We start from the raw sequence: 12,440 nt of genomic DNA, 5'->3' as shown, positions 1-12,440 counted from the left end.
ATAAAAAAAAGGATGAATTATGGCATTAAAAGTAGCAATAAACGGACTTGGAAGAATCGGGAAAATGGTTCTTTGGCATTACGTTACAAATAAACCAAAAAATGTCGAAATAGTTGCGGCAAACGGGGGAAGCGGAACAGCGGAAGATTTGGCGTATATGCTAAAGTATGATTCAGTACATGGTAAATTTCCGGCTAATATCAGCTATACTGAAGACACATTAAAAGTTGGGGATACAGAAATTAAATTGGTTACAGGAAGAGACCCCGAAAAACTTCCATGGAAGGAACTTGGAATTGATATTGTTTTAGAATGTACAGGCCATTTTACAAAAAGGGACGATGCTGCAAGACATTTAAAGGCCGGAGCAAAAAAGGTGCTTATATCAGCCCCGAGTAAAGATGCTGAACTTACAGTAGTTCTTGGTGTAAATCAGGACTGGTTCGACCCGGCCAAACATGACGTAATTTCAAATGCAAGCTGCACAACAAACTCACTCGCACCGGCAATCAAAGTACTTAATGACAGTTTCGGAATTGAAAGTGCACTTGTTACAACTGTTCATTCATATACTTCATCTCAGGCTATAGTTGACAGAAAAAATCCAGGAAAACATAGACGTGGACGTGCTGCTGCTGCAAACATTATTCCTACAACAACAGGAGCGGCTATTGCTACAACAAAAGTTATTCCAGAACTACAAGGCAAAATGAATGCATTAGCTCTTAGAGTTCCAACTCCTGATGTTGCAATTACAGATATTTCTGCAACACTTAAAAAAAACGTAACAAAAGAAGGAGTAAATAAAGCTTTTGAAGAAGCTATGAATTCATACTTAAAAGGAATTTTAGAAATCACTTATGATGAAGTGGTTTCAACTGATATTATCAATAATCCTCATTCAAGCATTATTGACGGACTTTCAACAATGGTAGTTGACGGTAATAAAGTAAAAGTATTTGCTTGGTATGATAATGAATTTGGATATTCTGGAAGACTTTTAGAATTAGCTGATTTCGTAGCTTCAAAACTTTAAGAGGATTAACCCTCTTTATTTTTTAAAATTTTTTGAATATATGCATTATTAACACCTAAATATCTTGCAATTTCTGTATATTTGTATCCTGCTTTTTTGGCTTCTCTTACGGCTTTTGCTTTATCTTTATATTCATTAAAAAAATCACCTATTTTTTTTCTGATTACTTTGAGGCTGCCGTCTTCTGTTTTAACAATTTTAGGCTCATTATAAATTTCCTCAAGTTCAAATTTTTCGAGAGGTTTATTTAGCCATTTTATATATTCGTCAACAGGTTTTGTTAATATTTTACTTCCCTCAATAATTTCATTGAATTTTGTTTTATGCTCTCTTAAATACAAAGACTGATATTTCCATTTTTCAATATCATCCACAAGTCCCAATACAAAAGCATTTCTTTCTATATATTTTACAATCTTCCAAAAATGCTCTTTATTAAAAAGCATAAAACTGTCAAACCTTCCTTTCCACAAATGCCCGATTCTGTTGCTTTTATAGTTATACCATGCGGCATATGCACTGTTTAAAAGCCTCATGGCTTCGCTTAAATTTGCTTTGTGCGTTTGCACTAACAAATGATAATGATTTGGCAAAATTGTAAAAGCATGAAATGTAATGTCATAATCATATTTTGTTTTTAACATCAGTGATAAAAATTTATAAAAATCTTCTTTTTCATTAAAAATTTCCGCCCCGTTTACACCTCTGTTGACGATATGATAAAATCCAGGGTCATTTACTCTCGGTTTTCTTGCCATTTTACTCCTTTAAGATGGTAAAAACATGAAAAATGGTGAGTAGTAAATTGTTAATATTGTTAATTATGAATGTTGAGTTATAAATTGCACTTTAATTTTTACTACTCACTACTCACTTAATATTGTGTCTGTCACTAATGAAAGTATAACATAATTTGTTATTATTTTAAATCTAAAAACTAAAAGGGATTTTATGCTGCTTGATTATAGAAAAAAACAGGAAGAAAACGCATTAAAAAAACAGTTAAAACTCACAGAAAACGAACTTGAAATGTTTTTTAAAAAAGATATACTTTTTGATGTATATTTTAAACCGAAAGACACATTAAACGGAGATATGATATATTCTAAGATTATAAAAGAAAATGAATATTTATGTGTTATGGTTGATGCAATGGGAAAAGGAATTTCAGCCGCCCTAAGCGCAATTAATTCAATAAGTTTTGTCAGACATTCTTTAAAGAAAGCGTTGGAATACAATGATTTTAATTTTGAAAAACTTTTAAGAGATTTTATAAATTATGTAAAATCAATTTTAATAGACAATGAAACATTATGTGCAAAATTTATTTATATAAAAAACAACAAAGTATTATATGCCAATTTTGGACAGCCGCCTATTTTTACAGAAAAAGGGAAAATGAAAGCAAATAATTTACCTATCAGGGAGGAAACAAAAAATTTTAATGTTGATGTTTTTAAATGCCCCCAAAAAATGGTTTCAACAAGCGACGGACTGATTGAATCAATATTGAAAAACAAAAGCGGTGTTTATTATTCCCAATTTTTAAAAAGTTTTGATAATGCCGTTTTTTTAAAAGACATAATCAGAGATTTTAATGAAAAGGCTGTTCAGACAGATGATATCAGTATTTTTATGATGAGAAAAGATGATTTTATAATGGATAAAATTTTTGAAAAAGAGATTTTAATTTCACAGCAAAATTTAGATAATACACTAAAAGAAATAGAGCTTGGTTCTTTACCTCAAAAAGAAAAAATAATTTTTATTTTACATGAAATTTTTATGAATATAGTAGAACATTCCGTTTTAAAAATAAATACAAAAAAACAAAAAGAAAATGCCCTACTAAAAAATTTCCCCAAATTCAAAAATATAAACAATAAAATCAGAATAAAACTTTATAAAAATAAATTTATGTTAAAATTACTTTACGAAGACGACACAGAGGGATTTGAAAGAAAAAATCTTTCAAACGCCCTGCATTTGAAACATCACGGAAAAGGTTTTAAGATTATCAGAAATTTAAGCGACGGAGTTTTTTTAAATGAAAAAGGCAATAAAATAAAAATTTTTTTAAAGGAAACAAAATGAATTTGAGTATAAACAACAATATTTTAACAATAGAAGGGAATATCACAACCATCAAAGATGCGGAAAAAATAATTAACGCTCTTTATTCTTTGAGCGATAAAGACAGTATTATTATTAAAATAAAAAACAGCTTTTCTCTGCCTTCGAGTATTATAGGAGAACTTTTAAAACTTACGGATATGGGCAAAAAAGTTATTCTTGAAGTAAAAGACCCTGTTCTTTACGAAATGCTTGATGATTTAAATCTTACAAAAACTTTTAATGTCAAAAGGATATAAAATGCATTCCATTATTAAAGATTTCAATATAAAACTTCTTATTATCAATATACTGACAAGCGCCGTTCTTTTGATATATACATATATGGTTGATTATGCCCATTTTTGGGAGACAGCCGGGGAACATCTTATAATAGCCGTTGTTATCCAGATAGCGGCTTATTATTTATTGGAAATATATGTTGTAAAACCTGTAAGGGAATATATCAGCGTATCAAAAGAATTAAGCGAGGGGGAAGGCGATTTAACAAAACAGATTATTATAAAACAGCAAAACGAAATAAAACTTGCAGCTGATTATATAAATAAATTTATTAATAATGTAAAAAATGTTATAACAGATATTAAAACAATAAGTTCCACAATAAGAACCAATACAAATCAGCTAGAAAAAGTTACGGCCAAGCTTAAAGAAACAATTGCCCAAACAGACAAAGAGGCCAAAGACATAGCAGACATTTCAAATAAACTCGGAGAGCATCTGGATAAAACGGAAGAGTCTGTCTCTTTTACAACGGAAACATTGATAAAAACAGCGGATTTTCTGGAAAATTTCGCAATTTCTCTTGAAGGTGAAATAAACGAAATATTGGAAGTAAACACAAAAGAAATAGAATTAAATGATTTATTAACCAATCTGAATTCCCAAACGGATGAAATAAAAAATGTATTAAAAATAATAAACGAAATAACAGAACAAACAGAATTACTTGCCCTCAATGCGGCAATAGAAGCGGCAAGGGCAGGTGAGCACGGGAGAGGATTCGCTGTTGTTGCAGATGAGGTTAGAAAACTTGCAGAAAAAAGCACAGAAAGTTTAAGGGATATAGAAAATATTGTAAAAACGATTACTTCCACAATAGAAAAAACATCCGGCGAGATTAATAACAATTCTAAAAAAATGAACAAAGTTGCAGATGAAACAACAAAAATAAAAGAAGAATTGACTCAAATATTGGATATAAACAAAGAAAATATAAACTATGCAAAAGAAGCCACCAAAAACGTAACAATAATGTCCCATTATTCAAAACAGCTTCTAAACAACACCGACACATTAACAAAAATTTCCGATACAAACCTTAAAATATCCCAAACAATTTCATCTGTTACAAATTCATTAAAATCCGCCCTTCAGAAATTATTGAAAGAACTGTCAAAATTTAAAATATAGAGCGTTAGTAACAACGCTCTACCCTTAAAATTCTGTTCCCGTTAAATACCACTCTTACGCATTCCCCTTTACCAAAAGCAACACCTTTTACTATCGTCACAATATCCCTTCCGTCGTTCAAATGGATATAAAGCTCTTCACCGTTTGCCTTATCCGCCTGCGTTCCCACATATGCACCGCTGAGTCCTCCCGCAAGGGTTGTAAGGGCATTTCCTTTGCCGTGTCCAAACATACTCCCAAGTACCGTTCCGACCAGTGCTCCAATCATTGTTCCGCTTCCGTTGTCTCTTATTGTAACCAGTCTGACATCCGTTATGCGCCCTTTTTCATAAGTATAAATCCCGTTTGTCTGCTGCAGATCTACTTCGTTTGAATTATACATTTGCGTACATCCGCTAAACATAAACAGTGCGATTACCGCAAAAATTAATTTTTTCATTTCCACTCCTTAATTTGTTTTTAATTAATTTGATTTAAAATTATAATAAAAAAGGCCGCTAATGGAGATTATACAGAAAATAAAAGAAGAAATCCAAAAAATTGTTGTAGGCCATGAAAAACTTATAGACTCAATGCTTTTGGCGTTAATCACAGACTCCCACCTTTTAATAGAAGGCGTACCCGGTATTGCAAAAACGACAAGTGTAAACACACTCTCCAAAACAGTGAATCTGGATTTTAAAAGGATACAGTTTACCCCGGATTTACTTCCAAGCGACATTACAGGAATAGAAATTTTTAATCCCAAAACACATGAATTTGAAACAAAAAAAGGACCGGCATTTACAAATTTACTGCTTGCAGATGAAATAAACCGTGCACCCGCCAAAGTTCAAAGCGCCCTTTTGGAGGTTATGCAGGAACGCCAGGTAACAATAGGGAACAATACATATAAAATAGATGAGCCTTTTTTGGTAATTGCCACTCAAAACCCGATCGAAGAAGAAGGGACTTACCCTCTTCCGGCGGCACAGCTTGATCGGTTTTTAATGAAAATAGTTATAGGATACAACAGTTTCGAAGAAGAAATGGAAATTATCAAAAGACTCGATTTAAAAAAAGAAGTTAAAAAAGTGGCGGACAAAGAAGACATTTTAGCCCTCAGGGATAAAATAAAAGAAATTCATATGGATGAAGAAGTTTTAAAATATATTGTTAAAATTGTAGATGCGACAAGAAACCCTGAAAAATATAATATAAATATCGAAGAATACATTGATTACGGGGCTTCTCCGAGAGCCACTATTTCACTTTTTAACGCCGCAAGGGCTTATGCCTTGATACAAAATAAAGATTATGTAACACCGCTCGATATTGCAAAATTAGCCCCCGATATTTTAAGACACAGGCTTGTTTTAAGCTATAAAGCAGAAATCGATGAAATAAACGAAGATAAAATCATAGGAAAAATACTAAAGAGTATTCCTTTGCCATGATTAAATTTAAAACAAAAAAAAGGATTTTTTCCCTTCTTCAGGGCCGCAATTTAAGCCGCTTTAAAGGTGAAGGCCTTGATTTCAGGGAATTCAGGGAATACGGATTCAATGAAGATGCAAAAAAAATAGACTGGAAAATTTCCGCCAAAATAAATAAGCCGCTTGTAAAAGAATATGATGAAGAAAGGGAACTTAGAATTATAATCGCCGTTTTTCCCACACCGAGTCTGCATTTTGGAATAAAAACATTAAAAAGCGAATATCTCCGAGGCTTAATTGAATTTTTGGGTATAGAGGCAATAAAAGAAGATAACAGGGTTGAAATAATTCTCTTAGAAAAAAACCCTGTTGTCTTCAAACCTACAAAAAATATAAAAACCCATATTGCATATATCCAAACAATAAAAAATATCGACTTTTTAAACACCCGTCCCGGGGATTTGAAAATTCTAAACAAATTTAAAAAATCGCTTCTTATTTTAATGGGAGATTTTTTTGAAAAAATTGATTTAAGTTATTTAAAGCATGAAACATTCGTCATCGTATTAAGAGATATTGCGGAAGAAAATCCCCCTTTCAGAGGAGATATAACACTGTTTGACCCTGTAAAGAAAGAAGATGTCAATGTCAATTTTACAAATAGGGATGCAAAAAAAATAAATATGTATATTCAAAAAGTTGATAAACAGAATTTTCTGCATTTTAAAAAACTGAAAATTCCATTTGTCAAAATTTATACAGATGAAAATCCCATTCCTAAACTGATAAGGCTTTTTAAATGATTCCGATTCGTGATATAAAACCGAATGTTACAATAATAGATTGGGAATTTATCGCTTTTTTAATTATTGTTTTACTGATTTTAATTTTTACAACCATTTTTTTAGTTAAAAAGCTGAAAAAGAAAAATCCTAAAAAAGAAATATTAAAAAAACTTCAAAACATAGATTTTAACGATTCAAAAAAAGCCGCTTATGAATTCAGCGCACTTGCAAGGTTTTTTATAAATGAAGAAAACAAAGGAAAATATGAAAAAATTGTAAATTCGCTTGAAAAATACAAATACAAAAAAGAAGTCCCGCCTTTAAGCAATGAAGATAAACAAAATTTAAAAAATTTTATAAAGGAAATTCATGTTTGAATATCCTTTGTTTTTAATAATTCCTCTGATTTATATATTCTGCCGTTTAAAATGCCCTTTGAGAAATGATAAAATAATTTTTCCAAATGCTTTTGTTTTAAAAAACAGAAAATTTATCAATATATGGGAATTTTTGAGCATACTTTTTTTAAGCATTGCACTTGCCAGCCCCGTAAAAACAAAAATAATCACCAACATTCAAAAGAAAGGTTACGACATTGTAATTGATTTGGATACAAGCGGGTCTATGGCTCAGTTTAACAAAATAAACATTGCAAAAAATGTAATAAGAGCTTTTATAAAAAAAAGAAAAAACGACAGAGTCGGTCTTGTTATTTTTGGAAATATTGCATATATTGCTTCACCACTGACCCCGGACAAAAAAGCATTAAATGAAATATTAAAAAGAATATATCCCGGAATCGCAGGAGAAAAAACAGCTATTTACGACGCCCTGTTTCTCTCAAACAATCTTTTTAAACATTCACATGCAAAAAACAAGATAATAATACTTGTAACAGACGGGATGGACAACGCCTCAATAACACCTATAGACGTAACGATAAAAAAACTTAAAAAAGAGAAAATCAGGGTTTACACTGTAGGTATAGGAAACGAAATAGACCCTGTAACATTAAGGTTGATAGCCAATAAAACCGGAGGGAAATTTTTTGACGTATTTTCAAAAGATGAACTGAAACAGGTTTATGAAACAATAAACAGGCTCGAAAAAAGCAAAATAAGCTCAAAAACGATAATAAATAAAATTTATTATTTCAAATACCCTCTCTTTTTGGGAATTTTATTTTTATTAATAACGGTTTACAAAAGGCAGCTTAAATGGAAATTTTAAACCCGTGGGCATTAATACTGTTAATTTTTATTCCTCTTTTTTTTAAACACAGAAAATTAAACACACTTAAAAAAATTACCATCTATTCCCAAAAAAATTATTTCTTTTTAATTGCCTTTTTATTGTTGGTTACAGCACTTTGCCGTCCTGTGATAAACAACGGCTATATAAATGTCAAACTTCCGAAAACAAATATAATAATAGGGCTGGACATAAGCAAAAATATGCAAAAACATGATTTTTATCCCGATAATTTGGAATTTGCAAAAAACAAATTTTCAAAATTTGTAAAATATCTGAATTACGAGCCAGTCTCGCTTCTTTTATTTGATAAAGATGTTTATCTGCTTTCCCCTTTAAGCACTGATTATAATTCGGTTGTTTATCTTCTAATACATATTCCTAAAATACAAACCTCTTTTTACCCAGACTTTTATAATCTGATAAAAAAAACAAACCAGTTTAAAAATCCCAAAGTTCTGGTGATTTTCACTAACAGCACGGCTTCGAAAAAAGCTTTGGAGAAAGCAAAAAACAAAAACCTTAAGGTTTTTATATATTTTATAGGCAAACAGCAAAACAAAACAATGGAAAATTTTGCCAGAATTACAGACGGAGGGATAGTATACGCAGGTTATTCGAACACTGATATTAAAAATCTATCCAGTATGATAAATTCAATAAATAAAAAAAGAGTGATAAAAATAAAAGACAAAAAAGAGCTGTTTTATTATCCTTTGTTTTTGGGAATTTTATTCATATTTTTAGCTCTTTTTAAAGGCAGAAAATGAGAATAATTATATTTTTAATTATGTTTAAATTTTTATTTGCATTTGATTTTTTTCATATTCTTAAGGCAAATAATTATTTTAAAAACAAAGAATATATAAAAGCGGCTAAAGAATATGAAAAAATCCATTCCGATAAAGCCCTTTTAGATGCGGCAAACAGTTATTACAAAGAGAAAAATTATAAAAAAGCATTGACACTCTATTCAAAAATAAAAGATAAAAATTTACTTTTTGATAGATATTACAATTCAGGAAACGCATATGTCAGATTAAAAGAATTAAATAAAGCTGTTGAAATGTATAAAAAAGCCATTAATTTAAAAAAAGACAAAGATGCCGAATATAATCTGAAACTGATTGAAAAACTGCTTAAAAAAAGAAAAAATAAATCAAAAAACAACAATTCAAACAATAAAAATTCTCAAAAAAAACACAATTCCCAAAATAAAGACCTTAATAAAAACAAAAAAAACACTGCCGGTAAAAAACAAAACAAATCCGAACATAAACAAACAAAAAACAAAAAACAAACAAAAAACAAAAATTCGTTACAAAAAAAGCAGCAAAAAACTGATTTAGAAAAAAATTCATTAAAAAATGCTAAAATGAAAACACAAAAAAAAGAAAACAATACAACAGATTTAAGAATGAAATTTTATGAAAAAACATTAAAAAATTTAAATTTCAATTCTTTAATAATACCCCTAAAGGATTAAGATGAAAAAATTTATTTTATTAATAGCGGTTTTGCTTTTTGCAAATGTAAACGTAAACGTAAGCGTAAACAAAACTGACATATCCGAAGGCAATGAAGTAATTTTCACAATCACAGCGGAAGGTAAAAATGTAAAAATGCCGGATATTGCGCAAATAGGGCCATACCAAGTGCAGGGAAGCGCAAAGAGTGAAAATGTGACTATTATAAACGGAAAAATGAACACACAAATTTCCAGAAGTTATATTTTTTATCCTTTAAAAAATATAACAATACCTTCTTTTAAAGTTATTGTAGACGGCAAAACCTTTTATACAAAGCCGATAAAAATTACCGTTCATAAATTGGAAAAAACAAATGATAAAAATTATGATTTGACCCTCAGTTTAGACAAAAATGAAAGTTTCTTAGGGGAAGGAAAGATATTAACCATTAAATTTTCCCAAAATATTGATGCAAATCCACAGAGTATTCAAATTCAAAGACCTGCACTTCAGGATTTTTTAATAAATCAAATTTCCAGCAAAACTTTTATTAAAAACAATTATAAAATAACCAAATATAAATTTTTGATAATACCTCAAAAAAGCGGAATTTTTGAAATAGGGCCTATTCTGGCCAATATCGGAATTTTGCAAAAAGAAAACCCGTTTGATGACCCTTTCTTTTCAGCCGCTTTTATCAGATATAAAAGAATAGTATCAAATGAAGTAAAATTAAAAGTAAAACCGATTCCCCAAAACAGTATCTGGGGCGATTTTAACATAACATTAAGTGCTGACAAAAAAAAAGCGCTTGCAAACACGCCTGTTCATATAACATTGAAAATAAGCGGATGCGGAGATTTTTATGATATGAAAAATTTCAAATTAAATATAAAAAACGCCACAATATATGAAAAAAAACCTATATTGAAAACAAAAATTCTAAATAACATACTTTGCGGCGTTTATCAAAAAGAATTTACCGTATTAAGTCCAAAAGATATTAATCTCTCACCCGTTTCATTACTGGAATTTAACCGAAAATTAAAAGAAGTAAAAAGCAACCCTTTATATATAAAAATAGAAAATTCTATGATAAATCTGCCAAAAACAGAAAATTTCACCCATCCTGTAAAAATTAAAACAAAAATTGTATATAAAACAAATTATATTTTAATATTAATCGCTTTTGTTTTAGGGGTTTTAATTACACTGCTGTTAAGTTTAAGTTTATATAAAATAAAATTTCCAAAAAAAGATATTTATGAACAAATCAAAAAAGCAGATAATAAAGAACTTTTTCAATTATTGCTTCCTTTTGCTGGAAACAAAAAAATAGACGAAATATTAAAAAAACTTGAAGCAAATATTTATAAAGGTGAAAAAAATAAAATAGACAAAAAAGAGATTATAGAAATAATCAAATCTCTTTAATTTTATTTTACCCGTATTATTTATAGAAATATAACTACAAAGCTTCAGAGCTTCATTTTGCTAATGCACCGCTCAAATTTTGCTAAAAATTGCAAACAGGAGAGCCGTTAATAAAACGACAACTGCTTGTCGTTTTTAGGCTCGCACGGCGATGAATTTGTGCAAACTTGCACTTCATACGCCTGCAGCCCTAAGGGCTCGGTGCAATTTTTTATTTCCTTTTTTCTTGACAAGCAAATATTTTTTTCTTATAATTTCACTCCACAAATGATTGACCCGTTAGCTCAGTCGGTAGAGCATCTGCCTTTTAAGCAGAGGGCCGTTGGTTCGAATCCAACACGGGTCACCACTTGGTCCCCATCGTCTAGAGGTCTAGGACACCGCCCTTTCACGGCGGCGACACGAGTTCGAATCTCGTTGGGGACGCCAATCTCCAAAAAACTTTACGGTCGCTTAGCTCAGTTGGGAGAGCACCAGCCTTACAAGCTGGGGGTCGCAGGTTCGAGCCCTGCAGCGACCACCATATATTTTATCATACGGAGCCGTAGTTTAGCTGGTTAGAATGCCGGCCTGTCACGCCGGAGGTCGCGGGTTCGAGTCCCGTCGGCTCCGCCATAAAATGTAAACATTTTTAATAATTAATTTATTATATTAGTCTATTATCTTAATATTTCTTTTCAATTAGTTATATCAATTCTCAATTAGTTACTTTAAAAAATATAAAACTTTTATTGTTTCAACATTTTAATTATTTTCCATTTTCAATTGGTATATAACTATTACTTCATTTTCCATTCATTTTATTGTTTGACTTTTAAACCCGTTTATGGAATGAAAAACCATCTTTTTATACTTTTTTGCATAAATTTTTATAAGCATTTCCTGAATACTCGGCATAATTGAAGGGTTAAACCATGCAAGATTGCTCATTCCTATCACATAATTCGGTTTTAATTTATACAAATCTTCACTGGTAAGTTCATAACATATGGCATTAATAAATTTGTAATTTTTAATTTTAAATTCTCCAAATTTCTTACTCACGGAAAAATCGCTGCTGTCAGCAAAAAACAGATGGTTGATTTCTTTTTCAAAAAAAGGAAGGGGGATATATTCTCCAAAAGGAACCAGAAGATGCTTATCCAGAATAGTAACTTTACCGTTTTCAAAAACATATGTTGAATTGAAAAACTTACGGTTTTTATAATGAAGCGCGCCTGTTATTATTACAATTTTTTGAGACAAAATTTTTAATTTCTGCATTAAATCCTGATGTAGATTCAAAAACAGAGGGAATGCGCTCTCTGGCAAAACAATCGCTTCATAATTATCTGTAATGGCTTTATTAATTATATTAAAGTTATTTTTTATTTCAACAGGAATATAAAACTTTTTCCATTTTAAATTCTGCATAAGTACTGGCCAGATAAATTTTAATTTTTGGCATTTTCGGAACATCATAATTTATAAAAAACAGAGGAATAATAAGTAAAAGTAAAAATTT

Annotated in this window: 14 protein-coding genes and 4 tRNA genes; 15 read left to right on the top strand and 3 right to left on the bottom strand. The window is 30.3% G+C overall.

What is annotated here, in order from left to right; genetic code table 11:
* Window positions 1-19 precede the first annotated feature (19 nt).
* Window positions 20-1,036, top strand: a complete 1,017-nt coding sequence (gene gap, locus DZ64_RS0105855) for a type I glyceraldehyde-3-phosphate dehydrogenase (RefSeq protein ID WP_024789797.1) — start codon at window positions 20-22, stop codon at window positions 1,034-1,036.
* A gap of 5 nt (window positions 1,037-1,041) precedes the next feature.
* Here gap and DZ64_RS0105850 read toward each other — a convergent pair whose 3' ends face one another.
* Window positions 1,042-1,794 (bottom strand): transposase, encoded by a 753-nt coding sequence (locus DZ64_RS0105850; protein WP_024789796.1) that lies wholly within the window; start codon window positions 1,792-1,794, stop codon window positions 1,042-1,044.
* A 193-nt stretch (window positions 1,795-1,987) separates the two neighbouring features.
* Between DZ64_RS0105850 and DZ64_RS0105845 the strand changes: the two genes are divergently transcribed.
* The 3 genes from DZ64_RS0105845 to DZ64_RS0105835 are packed head-to-tail and all read left to right on the top strand — an operon-like array spanning window position 1,988 to window position 4,582.
* Window positions 1,988-3,130: a SpoIIE family protein phosphatase gene (locus DZ64_RS0105845; RefSeq protein WP_024789795.1), complete on the top strand. Its 1,143-nt coding sequence runs from the start codon at window positions 1,988-1,990 to the stop codon at window positions 3,128-3,130.
* Window positions 3,127-3,408 carry a hypothetical protein gene (locus tag DZ64_RS0105840; RefSeq protein WP_024789794.1) on the top strand — a complete coding sequence of 94 codons (282 nt, stop codon included), beginning with the start codon at window positions 3,127-3,129 and terminating at the stop codon, window positions 3,406-3,408. The genes DZ64_RS0105845 and DZ64_RS0105840 overlap by 4 nt, the downstream gene beginning before the upstream one ends.
* A gap of 1 nt (window position 3,409) precedes the next feature.
* Complete coding sequence (locus DZ64_RS0105835) at window positions 3,410-4,582, top strand: methyl-accepting chemotaxis protein (protein WP_024789793.1); 1,173 nt, start codon at window positions 3,410-3,412, stop codon at window positions 4,580-4,582.
* Between the two features lie 4 nt (window positions 4,583-4,586).
* Here the strand turns inward: DZ64_RS0105835 and DZ64_RS0105830 are convergent, their stop codons facing one another.
* Window positions 4,587-5,021: a glycine zipper 2TM domain-containing protein gene (locus DZ64_RS0105830; protein ID WP_024789792.1), complete on the bottom strand. Its 435-nt coding sequence runs from the start codon at window positions 5,019-5,021 to the stop codon at window positions 4,587-4,589.
* A 61-nt stretch (window positions 5,022-5,082) separates the two neighbouring features.
* Here DZ64_RS0105830 and DZ64_RS0105825 point away from each other — a divergent pair, with 61 nt between their 5' ends.
* From DZ64_RS0105825 to DZ64_RS0105775, 11 genes are all read left to right on the top strand, one after another.
* Window positions 5,083-6,018, top strand: a complete 936-nt coding sequence (locus DZ64_RS0105825; protein ID WP_024789791.1) for a MoxR family ATPase — start codon at window positions 5,083-5,085, stop codon at window positions 6,016-6,018.
* Window positions 6,015-6,800, top strand: coding sequence for a DUF58 domain-containing protein (locus tag DZ64_RS0105820; protein ID WP_024789790.1), 786 nt, complete (start codon window positions 6,015-6,017; stop codon window positions 6,798-6,800). The genes DZ64_RS0105825 and DZ64_RS0105820 overlap by 4 nt, the downstream gene beginning before the upstream one ends.
* The gene (locus DZ64_RS0105815; RefSeq protein WP_024789789.1) at window positions 6,797-7,159 is read left to right on the top strand and encodes a hypothetical protein; all 363 of its coding nucleotides are present in this window, start codon (window positions 6,797-6,799) and stop codon (window positions 7,157-7,159) included. Before DZ64_RS0105820 ends, DZ64_RS0105815 begins: the two co-directional genes overlap by 4 nt.
* Window positions 7,152-8,012 (top strand): VWA domain-containing protein, encoded by an 861-nt coding sequence (locus DZ64_RS0105810; RefSeq protein ID WP_024789788.1) that lies wholly within the window; start codon window positions 7,152-7,154, stop codon window positions 8,010-8,012. Before DZ64_RS0105815 ends, DZ64_RS0105810 begins: the two co-directional genes overlap by 8 nt.
* Window positions 8,000-8,803: a VWA domain-containing protein gene (locus tag DZ64_RS0105805; protein WP_024789787.1), complete on the top strand. Its 804-nt coding sequence runs from the start codon at window positions 8,000-8,002 to the stop codon at window positions 8,801-8,803. Before DZ64_RS0105810 ends, DZ64_RS0105805 begins: the two co-directional genes overlap by 13 nt.
* Window positions 8,800-9,519: a tol-pal system YbgF family protein gene (locus tag DZ64_RS0105800; RefSeq protein WP_024789786.1), complete on the top strand. Its 720-nt coding sequence runs from the start codon at window positions 8,800-8,802 to the stop codon at window positions 9,517-9,519. Before DZ64_RS0105805 ends, DZ64_RS0105800 begins: the two co-directional genes overlap by 4 nt.
* 1 nt (window position 9,520) lies before the next feature.
* Window positions 9,521-10,936, top strand: coding sequence for a BatD family protein (locus DZ64_RS0105795; RefSeq protein WP_024789785.1), 1,416 nt, complete (start codon window positions 9,521-9,523; stop codon window positions 10,934-10,936).
* A gap of 273 nt (window positions 10,937-11,209) precedes the next feature.
* Window positions 11,210-11,285, top strand: a tRNA-Lys gene (locus DZ64_RS0105790).
* Window positions 11,286-11,289: 4 nt separating this feature from the next.
* Window positions 11,290-11,365 (top strand) — tRNA-Glu (locus tag DZ64_RS0105785).
* A gap of 18 nt (window positions 11,366-11,383) precedes the next feature.
* Window positions 11,384-11,459: transfer RNA gene (locus DZ64_RS0105780), tRNA-Val, on the top strand.
* Between the two features lie 15 nt (window positions 11,460-11,474).
* Window positions 11,475-11,551: transfer RNA gene (locus DZ64_RS0105775), tRNA-Asp, on the top strand.
* A gap of 180 nt (window positions 11,552-11,731) precedes the next feature.
* Here DZ64_RS0105775 and DZ64_RS0105770 read toward each other — a convergent pair.
* Window positions 11,732-12,349 carry a hypothetical protein gene (locus DZ64_RS0105770; RefSeq protein WP_024789784.1) on the bottom strand — a complete coding sequence of 206 codons (618 nt, stop codon included), beginning with the start codon at window positions 12,347-12,349 and terminating at the stop codon, window positions 11,732-11,734.
* Window positions 12,350-12,440: the final 91 nt, after the last annotated feature.

Source organism: Lebetimonas sp. JH292, assembly GCF_000523275.1.
In the GTDB taxonomy this organism is placed as follows: domain Bacteria; phylum Campylobacterota; class Campylobacteria; order Campylobacterales; family Nautiliaceae; genus Lebetimonas.
Note: the sequence above shows the minus strand (reverse complement) of the source record. Positions and strands in the feature narration are given on the sequence as shown.

Coding starts and splice junctions, on each gene's coding strand:
- DZ64_RS0105810 (WP_024789788.1), top strand. CDS start 7,152: ATGTTTGAATATCCTTTGTTTTTAATAATTCCTCTGATTTATATATTC.
- DZ64_RS0105800 (WP_024789786.1), top strand. CDS start 8,800: ATGAGAATAATTATATTTTTAATTATGTTTAAATTTTTATTTGCATTT.
- DZ64_RS0105830 (WP_024789792.1), bottom strand. CDS start 5,021: ATGAAAAAATTAATTTTTGCGGTAATCGCACTGTTTATGTTTAGCGGA.
- gap (WP_024789797.1), top strand. CDS start 20: ATGGCATTAAAAGTAGCAATAAACGGACTTGGAAGAATCGGGAAAATG.
- DZ64_RS0105840 (WP_024789794.1), top strand. CDS start 3,127: ATGAATTTGAGTATAAACAACAATATTTTAACAATAGAAGGGAATATC.
- DZ64_RS0105770 (WP_024789784.1), bottom strand. CDS start 12,349: ATGCAGAATTTAAAATGGAAAAAGTTTTATATTCCTGTTGAAATAAAA.
- DZ64_RS0105815 (WP_024789789.1), top strand. CDS start 6,797: ATGATTCCGATTCGTGATATAAAACCGAATGTTACAATAATAGATTGG.
- DZ64_RS0105845 (WP_024789795.1), top strand. CDS start 1,988: ATGCTGCTTGATTATAGAAAAAAACAGGAAGAAAACGCATTAAAAAAA.
- DZ64_RS0105825 (WP_024789791.1), top strand. CDS start 5,083: ATGGAGATTATACAGAAAATAAAAGAAGAAATCCAAAAAATTGTTGTA.
- DZ64_RS0105795 (WP_024789785.1), top strand. CDS start 9,521: ATGAAAAAATTTATTTTATTAATAGCGGTTTTGCTTTTTGCAAATGTA.
- DZ64_RS0105805 (WP_024789787.1), top strand. CDS start 8,000: ATGGAAATTTTAAACCCGTGGGCATTAATACTGTTAATTTTTATTCCT.
- DZ64_RS0105835 (WP_024789793.1), top strand. CDS start 3,410: ATGCATTCCATTATTAAAGATTTCAATATAAAACTTCTTATTATCAAT.
- DZ64_RS0105820 (WP_024789790.1), top strand. CDS start 6,015: ATGATTAAATTTAAAACAAAAAAAAGGATTTTTTCCCTTCTTCAGGGC.
- DZ64_RS0105850 (WP_024789796.1), bottom strand. CDS start 1,794: ATGGCAAGAAAACCGAGAGTAAATGACCCTGGATTTTATCATATCGTC.